At 66.4% G+C, this 19672-nt stretch carries 18 protein-coding genes; 11 read left to right on the top strand and 7 right to left on the bottom strand.

All coding sequences use genetic code 11. The features are described 5' to 3' along the window. The first annotated feature begins 20 nt into the window (after nucleotides 1-20). The gene (lipB, locus tag OJA40_RS06405; protein ID WP_208427461.1) at nucleotides 21-791 is read left to right on the top strand and encodes a lipoyl(octanoyl) transferase LipB; all 771 of its coding nucleotides are present in this window, start codon (nucleotides 21-23) and stop codon (nucleotides 789-791) included. 82 nt (nucleotides 792-873) lie between these two features. Here the strand turns inward: lipB and OJA40_RS06400 are convergent, their stop codons facing one another. Continuing rightward, nucleotides 874-1119, bottom strand: coding sequence for a hypothetical protein (locus OJA40_RS06400; protein WP_263793070.1), 246 nt, complete (start codon nucleotides 1117-1119; stop codon nucleotides 874-876). Between the two features lie 171 nt (nucleotides 1120-1290). On the opposite strand from OJA40_RS06400, the gene OJA40_RS06395 reads away from it, so the two are divergent. The 3 genes from OJA40_RS06395 (at nucleotide 1291) to OJA40_RS06385 (ending at nucleotide 5101) form a co-directional block, all read left to right on the top strand. Beyond that, nucleotides 1291-3531, top strand: coding sequence for a TonB-dependent receptor (locus OJA40_RS06395; protein ID WP_208427460.1), 2241 nt, complete (start codon nucleotides 1291-1293; stop codon nucleotides 3529-3531). 53 nt (nucleotides 3532-3584) lie between these two features. Next, entirely contained in the window at nucleotides 3585-4112 is a 528-nt protein-coding gene (locus OJA40_RS06390; protein WP_208427459.1) for a thioredoxin family protein, read from the top strand. Between the two features lie 629 nt (nucleotides 4113-4741). Beyond that, nucleotides 4742-5101 (top strand): hypothetical protein, encoded by a 360-nt coding sequence (locus OJA40_RS06385; protein WP_208427458.1) that lies wholly within the window; start codon nucleotides 4742-4744, stop codon nucleotides 5099-5101. A gap of 34 nt (nucleotides 5102-5135) precedes the next feature. Here OJA40_RS06385 and OJA40_RS06380 read toward each other — a convergent pair whose 3' ends face one another. The 4 genes from OJA40_RS06380 to OJA40_RS06365 form a co-directional block, all read right to left on the bottom strand. Beyond that, nucleotides 5136-5507: a DUF423 domain-containing protein gene (locus OJA40_RS06380; protein WP_263793072.1), complete on the bottom strand. Its 372-nt coding sequence runs from the start codon at nucleotides 5505-5507 to the stop codon at nucleotides 5136-5138. A gap of 29 nt (nucleotides 5508-5536) precedes the next feature. Beyond that, nucleotides 5537-6004 (bottom strand): ribosome silencing factor, encoded by a 468-nt coding sequence (gene rsfS, locus OJA40_RS06375; RefSeq protein WP_208427225.1) that lies wholly within the window; start codon nucleotides 6002-6004, stop codon nucleotides 5537-5539. A gap of 60 nt (nucleotides 6005-6064) precedes the next feature. After that, a complete protein-coding gene (locus OJA40_RS06370) occupies nucleotides 6065-6532 on the bottom strand; it encodes a LytR C-terminal domain-containing protein (RefSeq protein ID WP_208427224.1) in 468 nt (155 codons plus the stop codon). 87 nt (nucleotides 6533-6619) lie between these two features. After that, complete coding sequence (locus OJA40_RS06365; protein ID WP_208427223.1) at nucleotides 6620-7129, bottom strand: hypothetical protein; 510 nt, start codon at nucleotides 7127-7129, stop codon at nucleotides 6620-6622. A gap of 189 nt (nucleotides 7130-7318) precedes the next feature. Between OJA40_RS06365 and tsaD the strand changes: the two genes are divergently transcribed. Together tsaD and mltG are read left to right on the top strand one after the other, a co-directional pair. Next, nucleotides 7319-8323 (top strand): tRNA (adenosine(37)-N6)-threonylcarbamoyltransferase complex transferase subunit TsaD, encoded by a 1005-nt coding sequence (gene tsaD, locus OJA40_RS06360; RefSeq protein WP_263810142.1) that lies wholly within the window; start codon nucleotides 7319-7321, stop codon nucleotides 8321-8323. A 120-nt stretch (nucleotides 8324-8443) separates the two neighbouring features. After that, entirely contained in the window at nucleotides 8444-9484 is a 1041-nt protein-coding gene (gene mltG / locus OJA40_RS06355; RefSeq protein WP_208427221.1) for an endolytic transglycosylase MltG, read from the top strand. A gap of 31 nt (nucleotides 9485-9515) precedes the next feature. On the opposite strand, the gene OJA40_RS06350 is transcribed toward mltG, so the two are convergent. Then, nucleotides 9516-11120: an OmpP1/FadL family transporter gene (locus tag OJA40_RS06350; protein WP_208427220.1), complete on the bottom strand. Its 1605-nt coding sequence runs from the start codon at nucleotides 11118-11120 to the stop codon at nucleotides 9516-9518. Between the two features lie 81 nt (nucleotides 11121-11201). Then, nucleotides 11202-12632 carry a hypothetical protein gene (locus tag OJA40_RS06345; RefSeq protein WP_208427219.1) on the bottom strand — a complete coding sequence of 477 codons (1431 nt, stop codon included), beginning with the start codon at nucleotides 12630-12632 and terminating at the stop codon, nucleotides 11202-11204. 413 nt (nucleotides 12633-13045) lie between these two features. Between OJA40_RS06345 and proS the strand changes: the two genes are divergently transcribed. The 5 genes from proS to OJA40_RS06320 all read left to right on the top strand — a co-directional run bounded on the left by proS (nucleotide 13046) and on the right by OJA40_RS06320 (nucleotide 19657). After that, entirely contained in the window at nucleotides 13046-14518 is a 1473-nt protein-coding gene (proS, locus tag OJA40_RS06340; RefSeq protein ID WP_208427218.1) for a proline--tRNA ligase, read from the top strand. 153 nt (nucleotides 14519-14671) lie between these two features. Beyond that, complete coding sequence (locus OJA40_RS06335) at nucleotides 14672-15901, top strand: DUF3667 domain-containing protein (RefSeq protein ID WP_263810141.1); 1230 nt, start codon at nucleotides 14672-14674, stop codon at nucleotides 15899-15901. A gap of 36 nt (nucleotides 15902-15937) precedes the next feature. Further along, nucleotides 15938-16639, top strand: a complete 702-nt coding sequence (locus tag OJA40_RS06330) for a hypothetical protein (protein WP_263810139.1) — start codon at nucleotides 15938-15940, stop codon at nucleotides 16637-16639. A gap of 151 nt (nucleotides 16640-16790) precedes the next feature. Then, the gene (locus tag OJA40_RS06325) at nucleotides 16791-19301 is read left to right on the top strand and encodes a TonB-dependent receptor (RefSeq protein WP_263810138.1); all 2511 of its coding nucleotides are present in this window, start codon (nucleotides 16791-16793) and stop codon (nucleotides 19299-19301) included. Between the two features lie 44 nt (nucleotides 19302-19345). Next, nucleotides 19346-19657: an ArsR/SmtB family transcription factor gene (locus OJA40_RS06320; RefSeq protein ID WP_208427057.1), complete on the top strand. Its 312-nt coding sequence runs from the start codon at nucleotides 19346-19348 to the stop codon at nucleotides 19655-19657. The last annotated feature ends 15 nt before the right edge of the window (nucleotides 19658-19672 follow it).

Genomic DNA, 19672 nt, shown 5'->3' with positions numbered 1-19672 from the left:
GTCTCCCCCCGTCCGCAGAGATGTCCTCGTCCGCTCAAAACGAGATCGTCGCGTGCCACCTCGGCCGCGTGTCGTACGGGCGGGCGCGGGCCCTGCAGGAGCGGGTGCAGGAGCACCTCATTGCGGCGAAGCGGGCCGAGCCGCCGGAGACCGTTCCCCACGTGCTGCTTCTGCTGGAGCATCCCCCCGTCTACACCCTCGGCAAGAGCGGCGACGCGGCGAACCTGCTCGTGTCGGAGGAACGGCTGGAAGAGGTTGGGGCCGCCTTTCACCGCATCGGACGGGGGGGCGACGTCACCTTCCACGGCCCCGGCCAGCTGGTGGGCTATCCGCTGTTTGACCTTGACCGGTTCTTTACCGACCTGGGCCGGTACCTGCGCACGCTCGAGGAGGTGATCATCCGCACCTGTGCCGACTACGGCGTGACCGGCACGCGGGTGGACGGGCGCACTGGGGTGTGGGTCGGGCCCGACGAGCGGGGCCTGGAACGCAAAATCTGCGCGATGGGCGTGCGCTGCAGCCGGTGGGTTACCATGCACGGCTTCGCGCTCAACGTGACCACCGACCTCGACTACTTCGACCACATCGTGCCCTGTGGCATTGACGACCGTGGCGTTACGTCGCTGGCGGAGGAGACCGACGCGCCGGGGACCGTGGACGACGTGTGCGGGCCGGTCACGGAGCACGTGGCCGACCTGTTCGAGGCGGAGGTGACGACGCGCCACGGCGACGATGCCCGCTCGTTTCTGAGGGGGGTCACGGGAGGACGCGTCGAGGCGCCCGGGCGGTAGCGGTCGTCACTGCAGGGAACCTGTCCGACGCCCCCTGTTCGCGTGGCCGGTCCCATTCCCGCAACTGCGACCGAAGCGGCCCTCATTCTGGCGGGGACGCCTCTTGGCGCTCAGCTATGGCGTCCACGTCTACGGGCGGCAGATCGTGGTACCAGTCGTGGTGGGGCGACCAGGCGTGGCACTCGTGGCACTGCGTCTCGCGCCACACCGTGCCGCACTCCGGGCACTGGCCCTGCGTGTCGAACGTGTGCCAGGAGTGTCCGCACTCACAGGTCCACCGGGCGCCGGAGGGGGGCTCCCACTCGCATTTGGGGCAGTAGATTTCCATACGAAAACGAGATCTTGGACACCGAAAACGCGTAGGCTACACCTCCTACAGATCCCTGTCGAGTGCTGTTCACGGAAGGTTAATCCCTCGAATCGTTTTTAGCCTTGACTAACAAAATAATTAGCAATATCAATTATGTGCGCTAGTCAGTTGTAAATCATTGCCAGTGCAATGCAGTTCGTTCGACGGATCGTCCTTTTGAGTCTCCTTCTCGCGGGGGTGTCGGGGGCCGCGCATGCCCAGGCCGTTCTGTACGGGCGCGTGACCGACAACGCCGGCGAGCCAATTCCCAGCGCAAACCTCTACGTAGAGGAGACAGAGCAGGGCATCGCCACCCAGGACGACGGCACCTACCGGCTCTCGTCCCTCTCGGCGGGCACGCACACGATTGTGGTCTCCGCCGTCGGCTTTCAGGCGGTGGAGGAGCAGGTGAACCTGGAAGCAGGCGAGGAGCGGGAATGGGACGTGTCGCTCGAGCCGACGGTGCTCCGGGGCGAGGAGGTCGTCGTGACCGGCACGATGCGCGAGACGTACGTGAAGGACTCGCCGGTGAAGGTGCAGTCCGTCTCTTCGGAGCGCCTACAACGCGGGTCGGTCACCTCCAACATCATGGACGTGATCGGGAACGTCAGTGGACTTTCGACGCAGCTCAACTGCGGCGTCTGCGGCACCAACGCCATTCGCATCAACGGCGTGGAGGGACCGGACACCGCCGTCCTCATCGACGGGATGCCCATTCAGGGCGCGCTCGCCTCGGTCTACGGCCTCAACGGCATCAGCCCGTCGATCATCGACCGCGTGGAGGTCATCAAGGGGCCGCAGTCCACGCTCTACGGCACGGATGCGCTCGGCGGCGTGGTCAACATCATCACCAAAGACCCGGCGAACACACCGACCCTCTCGGCGGACGTGTACGGGCGCTCCACGCAGGAATTCAACGCCGACGTGGCCGCCTCGGCGAAGGGGGATCGCGTGAAGGGCTTCGTCAGCGGCAACGTGCTGCGCATGGAGAACTTCTTCGACGAAAACGGCGACAACTTCGCCGACCAGGTGATGCGCTCTCGCGCCGCGCTCTTCGGGAAGGGCACGGTCGAAAACGCTGACGGCGGAAAGATCCTCAGCGTGGCTGGGAAGGGCTACTACGAAGACCGCACCGGCGGCCTGCCCGGATTCAGTGACGACATCCGCGGCTCCGACGAGATCTACGGGGAGTCGATCTACACGACGCGCGGAGAGCTTTTGGCGGAATTTCGCCCGCCGGGGGTCGAGCAGCTTCGCTTCAAGGGCGCGACGACGTACCACGACCAAGACAGCTTCTATGGGGGCACCGGCTACAAGGCGACCCAGACCAATTCCTTCTTGCAGAGCACGTGGAACCAGCAACTTACCGACGCGGTGCGGCTCCTCGGTGGCGGCACGCTGCGCTACCAGACCTACGACGACGACTCGCCGGTCACCAGCGGTGGAGCCAAAAAGCGCTTTATCCCCGGCGTCTTCGCGCAGGCGAAGTGGTTGCCCGGTGCCCTGACGCTGCTGGGCGGGCTACGCGTGGACTACCACGACGAGTCCGGCTTCGTCTCGGCCCCGCGCCTCGCGGCGAAATACGACGCGAGCGATCGCACGACCCTTCGTGCGAGCGTTGGCACAGGCTTTCGCTTCGTGAACGTCTTCACCGAGGACCACCAGTCGCTCACCGGAACGAGCGAGGTCGTCTTCGCCGACGACCTCGACCCGGAGCGCTCCCGCAGCCTCACCGCCAACCTCGAGCACATCCTGCCGCTGGGCGGCAACCCGATGACGCTCTCGCTCGACGGCTTCTATACGCGCTTCGCCAACAAGATCGAGCCGGCGTACGAGATTAACAACAACGCACCGAACCGGGTCATCTACGCCAACAACGACAGCGAGGCCACCACGCGCGGCTTCACGGCGGGTTTGGAGCAGAACTTCACGGCGATTCCGCTGAGCTACGACGCGAGCTTCACGTTCATCGACGCCTTCATCGAAGACGACGAAGGGACGCGCGCCCTCGACTACTCGCCGGATTTCCTCGGCAATCTCGGGGCGACCTACCAGCTGCGCGACCTCGGGCTTGAGCTCGACTACTCGGCCAACCTCGTCGGCCCGAAGCGGATGCCCGACCTCTACGTTGAGGGCTACGGGCGTGACCGCGAGTCGCCGACCTTCTCCACGCACGACCTCAAGCTCACCAAGTCGTTCTTGGACGTGAACAGCCCGAGCGGCGTGGGCGTCGACGCCTACCTCTCCGTGGAGAACGTCTTCGACACCACGCAGCCGACCCCGCTGGTGGGCGATCCCTACGATGCGGAGGAGGGCTTCGAGACGATCTACACGTGGGGCCCGATCGTGGGCCGCACGTTCTCGCTCGGCGTGCGCATGAACCTTCGTTGAGCGCGTGGGAGCATGGGTGTGAGAGCGTTCTGTCAGCAAACGAGCAATGCGCTATGAATGAGAACAGCCCTCGGCAACTCGCGGGGCGGGCCGCGCTTCTCGCGCTGGTGTTCCTGATGGTTGTGGCACCGGCGACGTGGGCGCAGGATAGCGCCGAGGACCTCGACTGGCGCCCCTTCGAGGAGGCGCTGGCGACGGCCCAAAAGCAGGAAAAGCCGGTACTGGTGGACGTGTGGGCGCCGTGGTGTGGGTGGTGCCACCGCATGAAAAACGAGATCTACCCGGCGTTCCGAGAAGAGCTGGGCGGACGCCTCGTGCTGACGCGGCTCAACCGCGACGACAACGACGATCACGTGCGCTATCGCGGCGAGCAGTTCACGCCGCTGCGGTTGGCGCAGAAGCTGGGCGTGGCGGGCGTGCCGGCAGTCGTCTTCCTCGCGCCGAATGGGCAGAAGCTGTTCCGCACCGCCGGTTTTCTCAAAGAGAGGGAGCTGCGGCCCGCCGTCGAGTACGTCGGCAGTGGTGCCTACCGGCGGCAGTCCTATGAAGCGTTCCGCAAGCAACGCAGCGGCGGGCGGTAGCGGCAGGTGGGCGGTCCTCTCCCCCGAAAGGACGAGTCCCCACTGCGTTAGATTCTGAAAAGACTCCACTCCTCATGCCCAGTCCGGATGCACAGTTCAGGGTAGTGCAATCCAGTAGCGCAATCAAAGATCGCGCTACGATGCATGTCATGCTTTGGAATGAAGCTACTGGATTTCACCCACCAGAAAGAAAACGAGATGAGCGGCGAAAACAACACAGGCGGTGCGCTCATGCCTGGCGGACGACTTCCTGCTCACACGCCTCAATCGAGACGACATCGAGATCACCTCCCGGTATCGGGGACGTCGCATAACCCCGCGAATTGACCTCCACGTTTTCGTGCGGACGGGGCGCCGACGACAGTAGTTTTATCACTGCAGGTCGAATGCCTGTTGCACCTCTCGGGCTACGACGAGCCGGCGCCGATCCGGGTCCTGCTCGCCTACCTCTCGACGCGTGCGTACCGCGAGGTCCCGTACGAGGCGTTCCGGGCCGATCCAGCGGGGTGTGGACGTGCGTCGGGCATGAGAACGTTGCCTGATTGACATGCTCGCCTGGGGAGGATACCCTACACGCAGACGGCAGTCCTGCCGTCTTGCACTTGTCTCTGTATTCGTCCTGATTTTCTATGCCCGACTTCGACCCCGACAACTTCACCACCCGCCTTCTCGCCGAGTCGCTGTTCTACGACATTGAGTACGGCCTCGTGGGAAGCGTAAGCCTCATCGACGCCGAGGCGGAGCGAGAGCTCTACCTTGCCTCCTTCATGCCGGACGACGGGACGTACCTCGTGGAGGCGGCGACGGCGTGGGAGGACGAGCCAACACTGGACGAGGACACGGACGTGGCCTACGCCCTCGCCGTGGACAGCGACGTGCACGGGCGCTACGAGGTCCCGGAGGCCGCGGCGCAGTCGCTTCTGGAGCTGGCCCGCGGGCACGACCTCCTGCCGAGCGTCACCGTACTGTTTGAGGACGAGGCGCTGTGACAACAAGCGGGCGCCGGGGGCGGGGCGCCGGCCGCTATCCCCCAGTGAACGCCGCCCATGCCAGTAGGGCCCAGCCCGCGATGAAGGCCACGCCCCCGAGTGGGGTGATCGCGCCGAGCCAGCCCGTGTCGCTCAGGACGAGCACGTACAGGCTGCCCGAAAAGATCACGATGCCGGCGACGAAGCAGTAGCCGGCCCAGTGCAGGGACGGCCCCCAGCCCTGCGCGGCGGCCCAGCCCACGACGAGCAGCGCCAGCGCGTGGTACATCTGATACGCCACCCCGGTGCGAAACGTCTCCACCCGCCCCGGCGAGACGCGCCCCTCCAGCCCGTGCGCCCCGAACGCGCCGAGGGCCACTCCGAGAAGCGCCGCAATCGCACCGAGTCCAACAAACAGGCGGGGCATTGTCGAGCGGGGAGTCACAGGGAAACAGGTTACGCCGGGTCTGAAGACTGCTGCAGGCGGTCCTGCAGGAGGTCAAGGTCCGAGGCGTCGCCGTCCTCGGGCACGATCTCCGAATCGGCCTCCCCCCAGAGGCGGTCGATGCGGTAGTGCTCCCGCTTGTCGGGCAGGAAGACGTGCGCGACGACATCTACGTAGTCGAGCACGACCCACTGGAGGTGATCCGTGCCTTCCCGCTTCCAGGGTTCCTCCCCGCAGGTCTCCTGCACATGATCCGCGATGCCGTTGGCGATGGCCTTCACCTGGAGGTCCGACTCGCCGGTGCCGAGAACGAAGAAATCAGCCATGCTACTCACCTCCCGCAGATCGATGACACTGATGTTCATGGCCCGCTTGTCGGCCATGGCATCTGCGACCCGCGCGGCAAGCACCGGACTGGGGTTCTCGGGGGTTCGGCGGAGGGAAGGCTCTGTGGAGGAGGTCTGGTCGGGGGAAGCCATATGGGCTAAGACATTGGTGCGGGGGGTCGTGAGGGAATACGAAGGCGCGCCGAATGCAGGCTAGGGAGCCTCCTGAAACGGGCGGAGCCGTGCGTAGTCGCGGCCGAGAATCACGGAGGCGTCGAGATAGTACTCTGGTTTGATGTTCTGACGCACCCGGGAGAACGGAATCCCAAGCGCCTCCGCCACGTTTCGTGCGGCCTCGGGGTTGCCGGCCCGGTCGATCACGACCGAGTGGGCCTGGTCGAACGACGAGTGGTTGCCCACGTCGACCACGTCAAAGCCGCGGTCGCGGAGGTACTGTGTGGTGCGCTCGGCGAGGCGATCGACCCCGGCGCCGTTGCGCACCTCCACCTGGATGATCCGGCTCACCAGCTGCGAGGTATCGGAGGGGGGGCGCTTCGGGCTCGGGCCCGTGAAGACGGTCCGACTCGCGAAGGCGTACAACAGAACGGCCGCGCCCAGTCCAGCCGCTACGAGCGCAGCGTTTAGCAGTCCATTGGTGAAGCGGGAGGACCATTGGGCCATGGGCGCCGGGGCAACCAGGCCGATCCGGCAGGGGGCCTACGTGCAGGCCGCCGTGCTTCCCGATCGGCACCGAGAAGAAAGGACAACTCAGTTCGGCAGCAAGGGGGCGGTGGAGGCGAAGGTGCCCCGACGATGCCGATACCCGTACGGGCTCGCGTACCGCCCACGAGGGCTCTGCCGCACCTGGAAATGAATTTTCATGTTGTCGGTCGGGGTGTAGGCCACCTCCGCGTTGCGGAGAACCACCCGCGCCTCCTGATTCCCAAACGCGTTGTTGCTGGCGAGCGGGTGGGATACGCCCACGTCGACCCGGGCGGCCAGGTCGGAGTTGAACTGCCACATCATGGAGTTGGTGTACATGCCCACCGAGGACGTACTGCCCCCGAACGAGGAGAACGACATCTGGTAGCTGTGGCTCATCCGAAAGTCCTCGGCCCCGAACAGATTGCCGAGGGCATCGGTCGCGTCCGAGCCGGTATCGTACAGCTGGGTGACGACCGAAGAGTTTTGCTGAGCCGTTTCCCGGAGCTGAGCGTGCGCCGGGGCGGTGGCGCTCAGTACGAACACGAGACACAAGAGGGGCAGAACCGTGCGCATGAGAACCTCGTCCGTCGGTGTGGAGGGGGGCGGAGTGAAGTTTATCAATACCCGTGTGTAGTACCTTAGGGCAGCCGGTTTGTTCGCGCTTCATTCCGGGAGGGGATCCAGGCCCAGAACGGTTCGTGCGAAAGAGGCAGTTCCAAGCCCTGGTCCATCCGGCATCGAACCCGATTCCCAAACGGCACCATGCTCGTGCTCGGCATTGAATCGTCGTGTGACGACACCGCCGCGGCCGTATGGGACGACGGCACGGTGCGGTCGAACGTCGTGTCCTCGCAGGCGGACCTCCACGAGGAGTACGGCGGTGTGGTGCCGGAGCTGGCCTCCCGCAACCACCAGCGGCTCATCGTGCCCGTCGTGCAACGGGCCCTTGCCGAGGCGGATGTGGACGCCCGTGCACTCGATGCCATTGCGGGCACCTACGGGCCGGGACTGCCGGGCTCCCTGCTCGTGGGGCTCAGCTTCGCGAAGGCGCTCGCGCAGGGGCTCGACGTGCACCTGATCGGGGTGAACCACCTGGAGGGACACGTCTACTCCGTCGACCTGGGGCCGGCGCGGCCGGCCCGCCCGTTCCTGTGTCTGATCGTGTCCGGCGGCCACACCGAACTCGTGCACATCGGCGATGATTTTCAGCATGGCGTGCTCGGGCGCACCCGCGACGACGCGGCGGGCGAGGCATTCGACAAAATAGCGCAGCTGTTCGGGCTGGGGTACCCTGGGGGCCCCGACATTGATCGTCACGCCGAGTCCGGAGCCCCAACCTTCCACGACTTTCCCCGGAGCCGGCTCGACGACTTCGACTTCTCGTTCAGCGGCCTGAAGACCTCGGTCCTCTACTACCTCCGCGACCGGTCCGACGCCGAGCGCGAGCGCCTGCTCGACGAGCACCTCGATGACCTGTGCGCGTCGGTGCGGGCGGCGGTGGTGGACGTGCTCGTGGATGCGGTGCGGCGGGCCGTCGAGGCGACGGGGGTTGGGCACGTGGCCGTGGTGGGGGGCGTGGCGGCCAACTCCGCGCTGCGGCGGCGAATGAAGGCCCTCGGGCGCGACGAGGGCGTTGACGTATCGGTGCCCGACCTGGCGTACTGCATGGACAACGCCGCCATGATCGCGCAGGCCGGGGCTCGGCGCCTCGCGGCCGGCCATGCGAGCCCGCCGACGCTGGACGTGCACCCGAGCCTCCAGCTGTAGCATGGGGGGCTCGTTGGGCCCGAAACGAGGCGACGGAGGGGAGAGTATCTCTGGCCTGCCGTTCCTGTCCCGGACGGCGGATCCTCACTTGGTCTGTCCTCTCCCCACTGTTTTCGGTCCGTGTACGCTCGAAGCCGCCTCGGGGTCGTCGTTGCAATCCTTTTTGTTGGGGGGCTCGTCGCCGGTGTGGGGGGCGCGTTGGTCTTCGGGCCCAACACGGGCGGGTACGATGCGCCCCGCAGCGTGTACATCGCGCGCGGGGCGACGCTCGACACGGCCATCGATTCGTTGGCGCAGGCCGACGTGCTCGTCGTGCCGGCCGCGTTCCGGCTCGTGGCGCGGGCGACTGGGTGGGGGCAGCAGATCAAGTCGGGGCACTACCGCATTGCTTCCCGCCGTTCCAACTACGCCCTGCTCGACAAGCTGCGGCGGGGCCTGCAGGACCCGGTGCGCCTTACACTCCCGCCGGGCGTGCAGCCCGGCGCCCTCACGTCGGTCCTGGGCCGGCGGCTCGAACGGGACGCCGACGCATTCCGCGCGGCCCTTCGCGACACGAGCCTTGCCGAGGCGCTCGACAGCACCCCCGCGCGGTTGTTCGGGTACATGCTCCCCGAGACGTACGAGTTCTACTGGCAGACGCCCCCCGAGGCCGTCGTTCGGCGCCTCAAACAGGGATTCGATCGCTTCTACGAACGCGAGCTTGCCGCCGGGGCCGACAGCCTCGGGCTCACGAAGCGGGAGGTCGTCACGCTTGCCTCGATTGTGGAGTGGGAGGCCCTCGTCGACGCCGAAAAGCCGGCGATTGCCGGGGTGTACCTAAATCGCCTCACTCGCGGGTGGCCCCTCCAGGCGGACCCGACCATCCAGTACGTCCTGCTCGACACGAAGGGGACCCGCGTAACCCGGGTCCTCTACGAGCACCTCGAGATCGACCACCCGTACAACACCTACCAGAATCAGGGCCTGCCGCCCGGGCCCATCACGAACCCGTCCCCCTCCAGCCTGCGGGCCGCGGCTCGTCCTGAGCGGCACGAGTACCTTTACTTCGCGGCCGACGGGACCGGCGGGCACACCTTCAGCCGCACGCTCCGGGAGCACAACCGCGCGGCAGAGAAGTACCAGCAGATGCTCGACGAGCGTCGCTCAGATGGCAGGCCCTAGGGCGGTATGTGCTACCAGTGGACGGGTCCGCTCAGAACGAGTAGCGAAGGCCCACCCGAATCTGGTTCCGGACGACATCCTCGTCGATGACCGGAACGTCAATCGGTTCGGACTCGCTGGGGGGCGTCACGCTTGCGTAGGGGAGAAACTGATCCGTCGAGCGCTCCTGCATCCAGGCGGCATTCAGGGAAAGGCGCTCGCTCAACTGGACGCCACCCCCTGCCGACAGAAACAAGCGCGAGCGATCGGTCTCTTCGCCACCGGCCAGGGTGAAGTCAAACCCACGAGCCCCCGGGCGGTACGCGATCCCGGTCCGTAGAGAGAGGCCGTTTTCCGAACGGTATTCGATGCCGCCCCGCCAGTTCACCACATAGTCGTACTCCTCGAGAGTCTCGTTGGTCACGTCGAACTCCGTCTCGTCGGCATCGAGACGTGTCTGGGACCAGTCCACGAACTCCACGTCGGCCGAAATGAGGAACGGGTCGCGCGTGTAGCTCACGCCGGTGCTGAGGCGCCACGGGGTTTGCAACTGGTACTGAAATTCCCCGCGGGCGGCGTCTTCGTCGGGGTCGTCACCGTAGGCCAGCGATCCGTTCCCAAACTCGGTGCGGATCAACGCGTCCGTGAACGTCTCGTCAATGGAGTACCAGGTGGGCGTCTCCACCGTGAATCCGATCCGGACGTTCTCGACCGTACGGGCCGAGAGGCCGAGGCGAAGGTTGAAGCCCGTCAGGTCGGAGGTGAATCGCTCCCGGAAGAACATGCTCCGGAAGCCCTCAAGTAGCCGGTCGCCCACGACGACGGAGTACCCGTCGTTAGAGCCAGGGCGGGTCGCCGTTTCCGTCAACTCGTTCTCGAAAACGTACGTACCGTACGAAATATTGGCGGCTCCTCCAATCATTACGTCCGGCGCGACCTCGATGGCGCCGGCGAAGCTGAATTCGTTCATGGAGCCCCCCCGCGTTACTGCACCGTCTTGTTGGATGCTTTGGCCCGGGGCGACGGCCTGAAGGAATGGATACTGGTCGTTCTGAAATCGAGAATTGAAAAATTCAACGGCTCCTGCCTGAAAGGCGACGAAGGGGACGATGGGAACGACATCGATGTTGACGGTGCCGTTGTCCTCCGAGACGTCGAACTCCTCCCCGAACGGCAAAAATGTGTCCGTAATCGAGCTGGAGGAATTTTTACCGCTGTATGTCAACTCGCGGTCGAACGCAGACGTCCGGTTGAAGCCGAGCGCAAAGACGAGCGATCCTCGTTCCGTATCCACGTTGTAGATGCCCGTGAGGTGGCCGAGCCGGGCGGTCGCGTTGTCGCCGGTATTCTGGGAGGCAGGCCCGTCGACGAAGATCTGGTAGGTGGATTCATCTCGACTAAGCAGTCCACTGAGGCTCCCGCTGATCTCCGACGCCTGGTAGTACCCGAGGCCCGCCGGGTTGGTGTAGAGGGCACTCGGGTCGGCCCATCCCCCCACGCCGCCGGCGCCGCTCATCCCGGTCGCACGTGTCCCGACCGCCGGAAACCGATTGGAAAAGCGGTACGCATCATCCGCTGTCTGTGCGGCAGCGATGGCGGGAAAAACCCCGATGAGGCCAACCAGGAGGAGCAGAAAGCAAAACGACCGCGTCGACATAGATCGGGTGTTGCTGTATGACAGAGCGGGTCTGAGGGCCGAGCAGCCGGGACGGGACCGCCGTCCCGGCTGCGGGGTGGACTACCGGTCGTCCTCGTCACTCCGGCTGCTCCGGCTTGATCCCTCACGATCCGAGCGTGATGACCGCGGCTCCCGAGAGGCCGAAGACGAGCGATCCGAGCGCGACGATTCGGCGCGAGAGGACGACTGTGGCGACCGAGAGGTTGACCGCGACCGGGAGCGGTTCACGGACTGGGAGCGCTCAAACGAGAACGGATCGGCCCGGTCGGAGAAGCCGACGGTCTCGGACTCAGGGGGACCCCAGTTCAGCGTGCGATGGGGCCGCCGTCGCTCCCGCCGGAGGCGTCTCCGCTTTTGCTCGTAGCGGTCGGTGTCAAGGCGATCTGGGGTGTAGCGGTCCAGGAGCAGTCGTCTTTCTCCGTCCTCGCCGGAGCGGGAGCCGCGGCTCGATCGGGAGCCGTCGCGGTCCGCCTGCCGGCCCGACCGGGCGCGCCTGTTGCCTGAGTCTGAGGACCGCCGCCGTGCCTGCCGGCGGGCGTCTCGGTTCGAGGAACGGCTGGATCGCCGTGCCCCCGCGTCGTCGGCCCGCCGGCTTCGCCGAGCGTCACGCGAGCGGCTTCGAGAAGACCGCCCCCGAACCGTACGGCCCCGGTCTATGGTGCGGCGGCCAATGCGTCCGCTCGACGACCGGGCCCGGTCGCTTCGTGCTCGTGCCGGCCGCGCGCGCCGTCCTCGTTCGGTGCGGCTCGACCGTGCGCGACGTGCCTCACGCCGGTCCGACGGGCGGCGACCAATGCGGCCGTCGGACCGAGCCTGGCGGGCGGCGACCGCCCGGTCGTTGTTCCGAGACCGTGTGCCGCGCTGGTCGGCGCCCGAGGCGCTTCGTCCGATGGTTCCTCCCCGCGGGCGGTAGGCTCGGCCCCCGGTTGCCTCCTCCGACGTTTCTGCGGGATACAGGCTGCCGTAGCTCAGCCCGTAGGCGGGCCCGAAAGAGGAGAAGGCGCCGTATCGGTACCCGTACAGAGGGCGCCCGAACGGGTCGAGATAAAAGGACCGGTAGTACCGCGGCCGGATGGAACCGTACGGCGATCCAAAACGGAAGGAGAACGAAAACGAGGAGCCGTACGGATGGTGGAAAAAGGGGTCGTGAAAGAAGGGGTCGTGAAGGAAGGGATCATAGTGCAGGCGGCTGTACGTCACGCCCCGGTCATAAAAATGGTAGTTGTATTCGTACCGCTTGGTCCTTTGCGCCTCAGTCTGCCGACGGGCCCCCTGGCGGTCTTCGCGCCGGTACTCGTCGGCGTACTGCTGCGTGCGCGTCTGTGTCTGCTCGGCGCGCGGCTGCCGATCCGGCGCGTCCACCGTCTTCAGTTGGGTGTAACAGCCCGTGAGGCCAACGCCCAGAACGCCGAGGATGAGAAGAACGCCTACGTGGCGCGGTGTGGAGGCGTAGCGCGGTGTGGGGGGGCGAGACCAATCAACGTATGCCATAGTGGGACACCTTCAGCCGCAGGTGGTTGTTAAAACGTTTGGGAACGATAACACGTCGCAGAACGCCAAAAGTTGCAGCGGGGACGCCGGATTGCTTGTCTCGTCACGCGGAGGCACGAGATCCCAGAACTTTTGGTTGGGGGCTTCGCCCTGTATAGTCGTAGAGACCGACTCGAAAGTAACACAACCGGTCGGGAGGGGCCGTGACCGCGAGGGAGAGCGGGTTCTACGAGCGTTGCCCCGACCCCCGGCCCAAAATGCGATCGCCGTGAACACCGCCCCGGCCCGTTGATATCTGCGGAGCGGCATTCCTATATTCAAATCCATAATCCCGACACTCAAAGCGGCGGCCGACGTGCGTCGCCTCAAGTGTCCGCCGCTCGTTTTTCACCGGTCCTCAACGCCCCGACGACATGGCAGACGCAGTCACGCCCCGTGATGAAGACTACTCGCAGTGGTACCAGGACGTCGTGCGCAACGGCCAGCTGGCCGAAAACTCCCCCGCCCGCGGGTGCATGATCATCAAGCCCAACGGCATGGCCCTCTGGGAGAACATGCGCGATGAGCTCGACCAGATGTTTAAGGACACGGGCCACCAGAACTACTACTTCCCGCTCTTCATCCCGGAGCGCTACATGGAGCGGGAGGCGGAGCACGTGGAGGGCTTCGCGAAGGAGTGCGCCGTGGTGACCCACTCCCGCCTCACGCAGGACGAGGAAGGCGACCTGATTCCCGACCCGGAGTCGGAGCTGGGCGAGAACTACATCGTGCGCCCCACCTCCGAGACGATCATCTGGGACACGTACGCGAAGTGGATCCAGTCGTACCGCGACCTGCCGCTGCTCTACAACCAGTGGGCCAACGTCGTCCGGTGGGAGATGCGGCCGCGCCTCTTCCTGCGCACCGCCGAGTTTCTGTGGCAGGAGGGGCACACCGCCCACGCCACGGAGACAGGGGCGATCGAGGAGGCCGAGCGGATGCTCGACGTGTACACCACGTTCGCCGAGGAGCATATGGCGATGCCGGTGCTCCAGGGGCGGAAGACGGAGAGCGAGCGCTTTCCGGGGGCGGTGGACACCTACTGCATCGAGGCGATGATGCAGGACGGGAAGGCGCTGCAGGCCGGCACGAGCCACTTTCTGGGCCAGAACTTCGCCAAGGCGTTCGACTGCACCTTCACCAACGAGAACAACGAGGAGGAGCACGTGTGGGCCACCTCGTGGGGCGTGTCGACCCGCCTGATCGGCGGCCTCATCATGACCCACTCCGACGACCAGGGCCTGGTCTTGCCCCCCAAGCTGGCGCCGCACCAGGTCGTGATCGTGCCCCTCTTCTTCGACGACGACCAGGAGGGGCCGGTGATGGAGACGTGCGAGCAGCTGCAGGAACGGCTGGAGGGTCAGGGCCTCCGCGTGAAGATGGATCAGAACCACACGCAGAGCCCGGGCTGGCGCTTCAGCGAGCACGAGCTGCGCGGCGTGCCGCTCCGCCTCGCCATCGGGCCGCGCGACCTGGAGAACGACAACGTGGAGATGGCCCGCCGCGACACGCAGGAGAAGGAGGTGGTGCCACAGGACGGCATCGCGGAGCGGGTGGCCGACACGCTCGACGACATCCAACAGTCCCTCTACGACCGGGCGCAGGAGCGGCAGCAGGACAACACCCGCGTCGTCGAGGACTACGACGCGTTCCGCGAGGTCATCGGGCGGGGCGGCTTCGCCTGGGCCCACTGGGACGGCACGCCGGAGACCGAAGCACGGATTCAGGAGGAGACCTCCGCGACCATCCGCCTCATCCCCTTCGACCGTGAGGACCACGAGGAGGGAGAAGACATGCTGACGGGCAAGCCGTCCGAGGGCCGCGTGCTTTTCGCGCAGGCGTACTGACCGCGCACTGCGCGGAACGCGCATCGTGTGATGGGAGGCACCGAGACGAGACGCACAACACGAAGCGCGTGGGACCCAGCTGTAACACTCGCAGGCGTCACGCGTGAATGAAAACAGTCCCCTAGGTTCACGCATGCGTCCCGCTCGACTCCCATGAGCGCTCCACCACTCGGCTCTGAGTCCGGCCGCCCCGAGGACGATCCCCTGGGAGGTCCCGGCGACGAGGGCCCGTCCGGGCAGGGCGCATCCGGGCAGGCCGCGCCGGATCCGGACGAGGCCCGGGCCGCGGCCGAAGACGCCTTGGCGCAGATCGAGGCGATGGCCGACCTCGACGAGGAGCCGGTCGTGGAGGCGGAAGATTCCCAGGAGCCCCCGTCCTCCGAGTCGGCGTCCCCCCCGACCGACTCGGGCACATCTCCCTCGTCCGGGGCCCCTGAGGACCAGTGTGAGAACTGCGGTGCACTCCTGGACGGGCCGTACTGTTCGCAGTGTGGGCAGAAGGCCGCCGAGCGGGTCGTGCCCCTCTGGCACATGCTCAATGAGGCGCTGGAGGCCGTCATTGAGCTCGACATGCGGGTGCTCTGGACCCTGCCCAAATTCCTGTTCCTGCCCGGCCGGCTCACGAAGGAGTACATCAACGGGCGGCGCAAGCGCTACATCCGCCCCTTCCGGCTGTACCTATTTACCACGTTCGTCCTGTTTACCGTGCTCGCCTTCACCGCCGGGGGCGGGCTGCAGGTGCCCTTCAATCCGCAGATGTCGCCCGCCCCGACGGACACGACGGTCCAGACGGGAATGGGGAGGGCCGAGATGGACACGACCGCAGTGGCCTCGGCGCCCTGGTTCTTTGGCAGTCCCGAGCAGCGCGAGCGGTGGGCGCGGTCGTTTCGGCAAAATCCGGGCACGGTGGATGTGCTGTTTGGGGGGGCGGAGACCCAGGCGCGTCTTGAGCCGCTCCTCCGAGCAAAGGTGGCCGAGGCCATCCGGACCCCCCGAGACCTGATCGGGGGCATGATTGATCGGGGGCCCTACGTCATGTTCCTGATGCTGCCCGTCTTCGCCTTTCTCCTCAAGCTGCTCTACATCCGGCGGGGGCGTCTTTACGTGGAGCACCTCATCTTCAGTCTCCACCTGCACGCGTTCGCCTTTTTCGCCTTCACCGTCGGCATCCTTCTTGGCGCGGTGGAGGCCCCGTGGGGCCAGACCGCCGCGACCTGGGTGGAGCTAGCGCCCCTTCTGTACCTCGTCGTCGCGATGGGGCACGTCTACGAGCAAGGACTCATCAAGTCGACGATCAAGGCGTTCCTCCTGCTGCTCGTGTATTCGATTATGCTGCTGATTGGGTTCATTCTGCTCGCCCTCGCGGCCGTGGTGTTAATGTAGCGCCCCGGCCGTCCGGAATCCCGCCAATGCCGGCCCATGTCGCCCCCCAACCCGCTTCTCAATCTCACTGCCTCCCCAACCGATGCGCCCGGCGGGGTTGGCCTGTGGGCGGCGAGAGCCGTGAGCTACGTGGTGAGCCCCCTCGCTCTGCCCCCGCTGGTATACGGACTGGTGCTGGCCCACGTGGGGGCGTCGTGGGCCGATGTCGCGTGGGGGGCGGGGATTGGGCTCGTGTTTTTGTCCATGGTGCCGCTCGTGTACGTGGGCGGGATGCGGCTGCAGGGGCGGGTTGCGTCGCTGGAGATCCGGGACCGGACGAAGCGCACCGAGCCGCTTCTCGTGGCGCTGGGGGCCAACGGGGCGGCGCTGGCCGTGGTGCTCGGGATCGACGTCGCGGGGCGGGGGCTGCTGGCGGCGCTGGTGGCGTGCCACGCCCTCAACACGTCCCTTCTCGTTCTCATTACCACCCGCTGGAAAATTTCGGTGCACTGCGCGTCGGTGGCCGGGGCGGTGTCGACCCTCGCGTTTGTACAGGGGCATGTGCCCGGGCGGGTCCTCGATGCGGGCCCTACAGAAGCCGCCGTGCTGGCCGGCGGGGCGGGCCTGGCGGGGCTCGTGTTCTGGGCGCGTGTGCGGAGCCGGGCCCACACCCCCGCCCAAGCCGCGGCGGGAACGGGACTGGGGCTCGTGGCGCCCTACCTGGAGCTGGTCGCCTTGTCGGGCGCGATCGGGGGGTGAGCGGCGACGCGCGGGAGTTGGATCACACCGTATTGTTTCGTTTCTTAACAAACGTGCCCGCTGGCCCCCTCGCTGTTTCGTATCATCGTTTTCCTACGCCCTCTGACGGACCGATACGGCACGCCCTGGCTCACCGACCGCACTCTCGCCCATGCGTCTGTACCGTGTTTTCGCCCTTGCGGCCTGTTGTTGGCTCCTGGGGGCCGCGTCTGCTCACGCCCAGACCTGGGGCACCGTTACGGGCACCGTTACGGACTCGGCGCAAGGGGCGCCCCTGCCGGGCGTAACGGTCCTGGTGGAGGGCACCGACTTCGGCACGGCCACCAGTGCCGACGGCCGCTACCGCCTGGAGCTTCCCACAGGCCGCTACACGCTCCGGTTCTCGGCGGTTGGCTTTGCGACGCGCGCCGACTCGGTCACGGTGGCGGAGGGAACGACCCGGCTCGACGCAACCCTGGCCTCCACCGTCCTAAAGATGGACGAGCTGACGGTGACGGACGGGGCCGTCCCCAACCGGCCCGGCGTCTACAAGGTCGACCCGGCCGACGTGCAGAACATGCCCACGCCCTTCAAAGACGGGTTCCGCGCCCTCAAGACCACGCCGGGGGTGGCGACCAACAACGAGCTGACCCAGCAGTATTCGGTGCGCGGCGGGGGGTACAACGAGAACCTCGTCTTCATCAATGGCTTTGAAATTTTCTTCCCCTTCCGGCCCCGGCAGGGGGAGCAGGAGGGGATGGGCCTGTTGAACCCGGCCCTCGCCTCGGACATCACGTTCTACACGGGCGGCTTTCCCCCCAAGTACGGGGGCAAGCTCTCCTCCGCGCTCGACGTGCAGTATGTCCGCCCCGAGAGTGAACCCCTGAGCGGGTCGGTCGACCTCTCCACGCTCGATGCTAGTGCGCACCTTCAGTCGTCGGCCCTGGGGGGCGATCTCGGGTGGGGGGTCGGGATGCGGCGGGCGCAGCCCGGCCGGTTTTTTGGAACGCAGGACCTGAAGGGCGACTACAGCCCCCGCTTCACCGACCTGCAGGGCACGGTGTCCTACCGGTTCTCCGATCGCGTCTCGGTAGAGGCCCTCGGCATCTGGGCCGACAATGCCTTCGACCTGGAGCCGGAGGAACGAACCACCTACTTCGGGGTCATCAGCCTCGATCCGGAGCGGCCCTCCGACTTCAAGGCGCTCCGGGCCAGCCTAAACGGGGCCCGCACGGACGGGTACACCACCACGTTTGGGGGCGTGCGGCTCCACACGGACCTCTCCGACCGGCTTACGCTGGCGCACGATTTTGCCTACTTCGGCACGCGGGAGACCGAGAGCTTCGACATCCAGAGCAACCGACGGGTGTGTCAGGTCAACCCCACGGGGGGGGACAATCCGTCAAACTGCACCAGCGTGCTCCAGGGGGAGTCCACGGTGACCCGGTTTGCCGATAACTCCGTGGAGGTGCGGCGTCGGACCGGGCGGGGGCGCTACGAATGGGACCTCGACCGACAGACGCTGAAGGGCGGCTGGCACCTGCGCGGCCTCCACTTCGACGACAACCTCAATGAGCGGACCACGATCGACGGGCGGGCGGGCAACCGAGACTCTACGCTGGTCGACCGGCTCGACGACAGCGCGACATTCGACGAGCACCAGTTTGGCGCCCACCTCCAAGACGCCGTGGATGTGCTCCCCACCGACGGCCGCCTTACCATCACGGGCGGGGTGCGGGCCGACTACTTCTCGTTCAACGACGAGTGGACGGTCTCCCCTCGCCTGTCGGGCCGCTTCGTGGCCACCGACCGGCTTACCCTCACGGGGGCCTGGGGCATTTATCACCAGAAGCCGACCTACCGGGAGCTCCGGGGCACCCCGACGGACACCGCGTCGATCCGGGGCACGCTGGACCAAAACCGGGACATCCGGTCGCAACGGTCGGTGCAGTACGTATTCGGCGGGGAGTACTTTTTTCCCGATCGGCGGCTGTACCTGCGGGCCGAGGCGTACTACAAAGACCTCGATGACCTGATTTCCTACACCATCGAGGACGTGCGGGTGAACTATTCCGGCGAGAACGACACCTACGGGTACACCTACGGGGTGGACTTTCAGCTTCGGGGCGAACTCGTGCCGGGCCTGGAGAGCTGGTTCAACTACAGCTACCTGGTGTCCCGCGAGCGGTTCACGGACGCGGCGCTGGAGCGGTACGCGGCCCAGGCGCCAACAGGGGGCTCCGACGAGTTTCGGAAAAACCGAACGGGCCTCCTGCCCCGCCCCGCCGATCAGCGCCACACCTTTTCGGCGTTTGTGCAGGACTACGTGCCGGGAGACAAGTCCTGGAAGGTGCACATGCGCCTGCTCTACGGCAGTGGGCTGCCGTACACCCCCACCAGTCCAGGCCCGAAAACCCCGGGCGGGGCCGAGACCCGCGTTCCGGGCGACCGGATGAGCGGACGGCTCCCGGCCTACCGGCGCGTGGACGTGGGGGCGACCAAGCGCATCGAGCTGGTCCAAAACGGGATCGGCGGGCCCGTTCACCTGGAGCTCACGCTCGAAGTGCTCAACCTCTTCGACATGGACAACACCGTCGACTACAGTTGGACGAACAACTTCCAGCGCGTGCCCAAGCGCCTCACGCCCCGCACCCTGAACGCACGCCTCCATCTCACCTTTTAGTCCCGTTTCCCGAAGCGCGTCCGTTTTGTTTTCGCTCCCCGCTCATGGATCGTCCCCTGCTTCCGCCCGACGACATTGAGCCCGTGGCGCGCCGGTTCGACGTGCTCGGCGCACCGGCACGGCTCCGGCTGCTCAGCGCACTGCACGCAACGGGGGAGCAGACGGTCGGCGAACTGGTGGAGGCGACCGGCATCCGGCAGTCCAACGTCAGCAAGCACCTGAGCCTGATGGCGGAGGAGGGGCTGCTGGCGCGGCGGCGCGACGGCGTGCACGTCTACTACGCGCTCGACGACCCCACGCTGGGGGCCCTCTGCATGCTCGTGTCCCGCCGCCTGCGCGAGGAGGACGGGCAGTAGCGCGGCGTGGCCGCT

Origin of the sequence: Salinibacter pepae, assembly GCF_947077775.1 — a bacterium.
Classification (GTDB): domain Bacteria; phylum Bacteroidota; class Rhodothermia; order Rhodothermales; family Salinibacteraceae; genus Salinibacter; species Salinibacter pepae.
This window is presented reverse-complemented; position numbering and strand designations above follow the sequence as displayed.

Excerpts from the sequence above, each read along its gene's own strand:
- OJA40_RS06390 (WP_208427459.1), top strand. The coding sequence starts at position 3,585 with ATGAATGAGAACAGCCCTCGGCAACTCGCGGGGCGGGCCGCGCTTCTC.
- OJA40_RS06400 (WP_263793070.1), bottom strand. The coding sequence starts at position 1,119 with ATGGAAATCTACTGCCCCAAATGCGAGTGGGAGCCCCCCTCCGGCGCC.
- tsaD (WP_263810142.1), top strand. The coding sequence starts at position 7,319 with ATGCTCGTGCTCGGCATTGAATCGTCGTGTGACGACACCGCCGCGGCC.
- proS (WP_208427218.1), top strand. The coding sequence starts at position 13,046 with ATGGCAGACGCAGTCACGCCCCGTGATGAAGACTACTCGCAGTGGTAC.
- OJA40_RS06330 (WP_263810139.1), top strand. The coding sequence starts at position 15,938 with ATGTCGCCCCCCAACCCGCTTCTCAATCTCACTGCCTCCCCAACCGAT.
- OJA40_RS06395 (WP_208427460.1), top strand. The coding sequence starts at position 1,291 with ATGCAGTTCGTTCGACGGATCGTCCTTTTGAGTCTCCTTCTCGCGGGG.
- OJA40_RS06320 (WP_208427057.1), top strand. The coding sequence starts at position 19,346 with ATGGATCGTCCCCTGCTTCCGCCCGACGACATTGAGCCCGTGGCGCGC.
- OJA40_RS06370 (WP_208427224.1), bottom strand. The coding sequence starts at position 6,532 with ATGGCCCAATGGTCCTCCCGCTTCACCAATGGACTGCTAAACGCTGCG.
- OJA40_RS06385 (WP_208427458.1), top strand. The coding sequence starts at position 4,742 with ATGCCCGACTTCGACCCCGACAACTTCACCACCCGCCTTCTCGCCGAG.
- OJA40_RS06350 (WP_208427220.1), bottom strand. The coding sequence starts at position 11,120 with ATGTCGACGCGGTCGTTTTGCTTTCTGCTCCTCCTGGTTGGCCTCATC.
- lipB (WP_208427461.1), top strand. The coding sequence starts at position 21 with ATGTCCTCGTCCGCTCAAAACGAGATCGTCGCGTGCCACCTCGGCCGC.
- OJA40_RS06380 (WP_263793072.1), bottom strand. The coding sequence starts at position 5,507 with ATGCCCCGCCTGTTTGTTGGACTCGGTGCGATTGCGGCGCTTCTCGGA.
- OJA40_RS06335 (WP_263810141.1), top strand. The coding sequence starts at position 14,672 with ATGAGCGCTCCACCACTCGGCTCTGAGTCCGGCCGCCCCGAGGACGAT.
- rsfS (WP_208427225.1), bottom strand. The coding sequence starts at position 6,004 with ATGGCTTCCCCCGACCAGACCTCCTCCACAGAGCCTTCCCTCCGCCGA.
- OJA40_RS06325 (WP_263810138.1), top strand. The coding sequence starts at position 16,791 with ATGCGTCTGTACCGTGTTTTCGCCCTTGCGGCCTGTTGTTGGCTCCTG.
- OJA40_RS06345 (WP_208427219.1), bottom strand. The coding sequence starts at position 12,632 with ATGGCATACGTTGATTGGTCTCGCCCCCCCACACCGCGCTACGCCTCC.
- OJA40_RS06365 (WP_208427223.1), bottom strand. The coding sequence starts at position 7,129 with ATGCGCACGGTTCTGCCCCTCTTGTGTCTCGTGTTCGTACTGAGCGCC.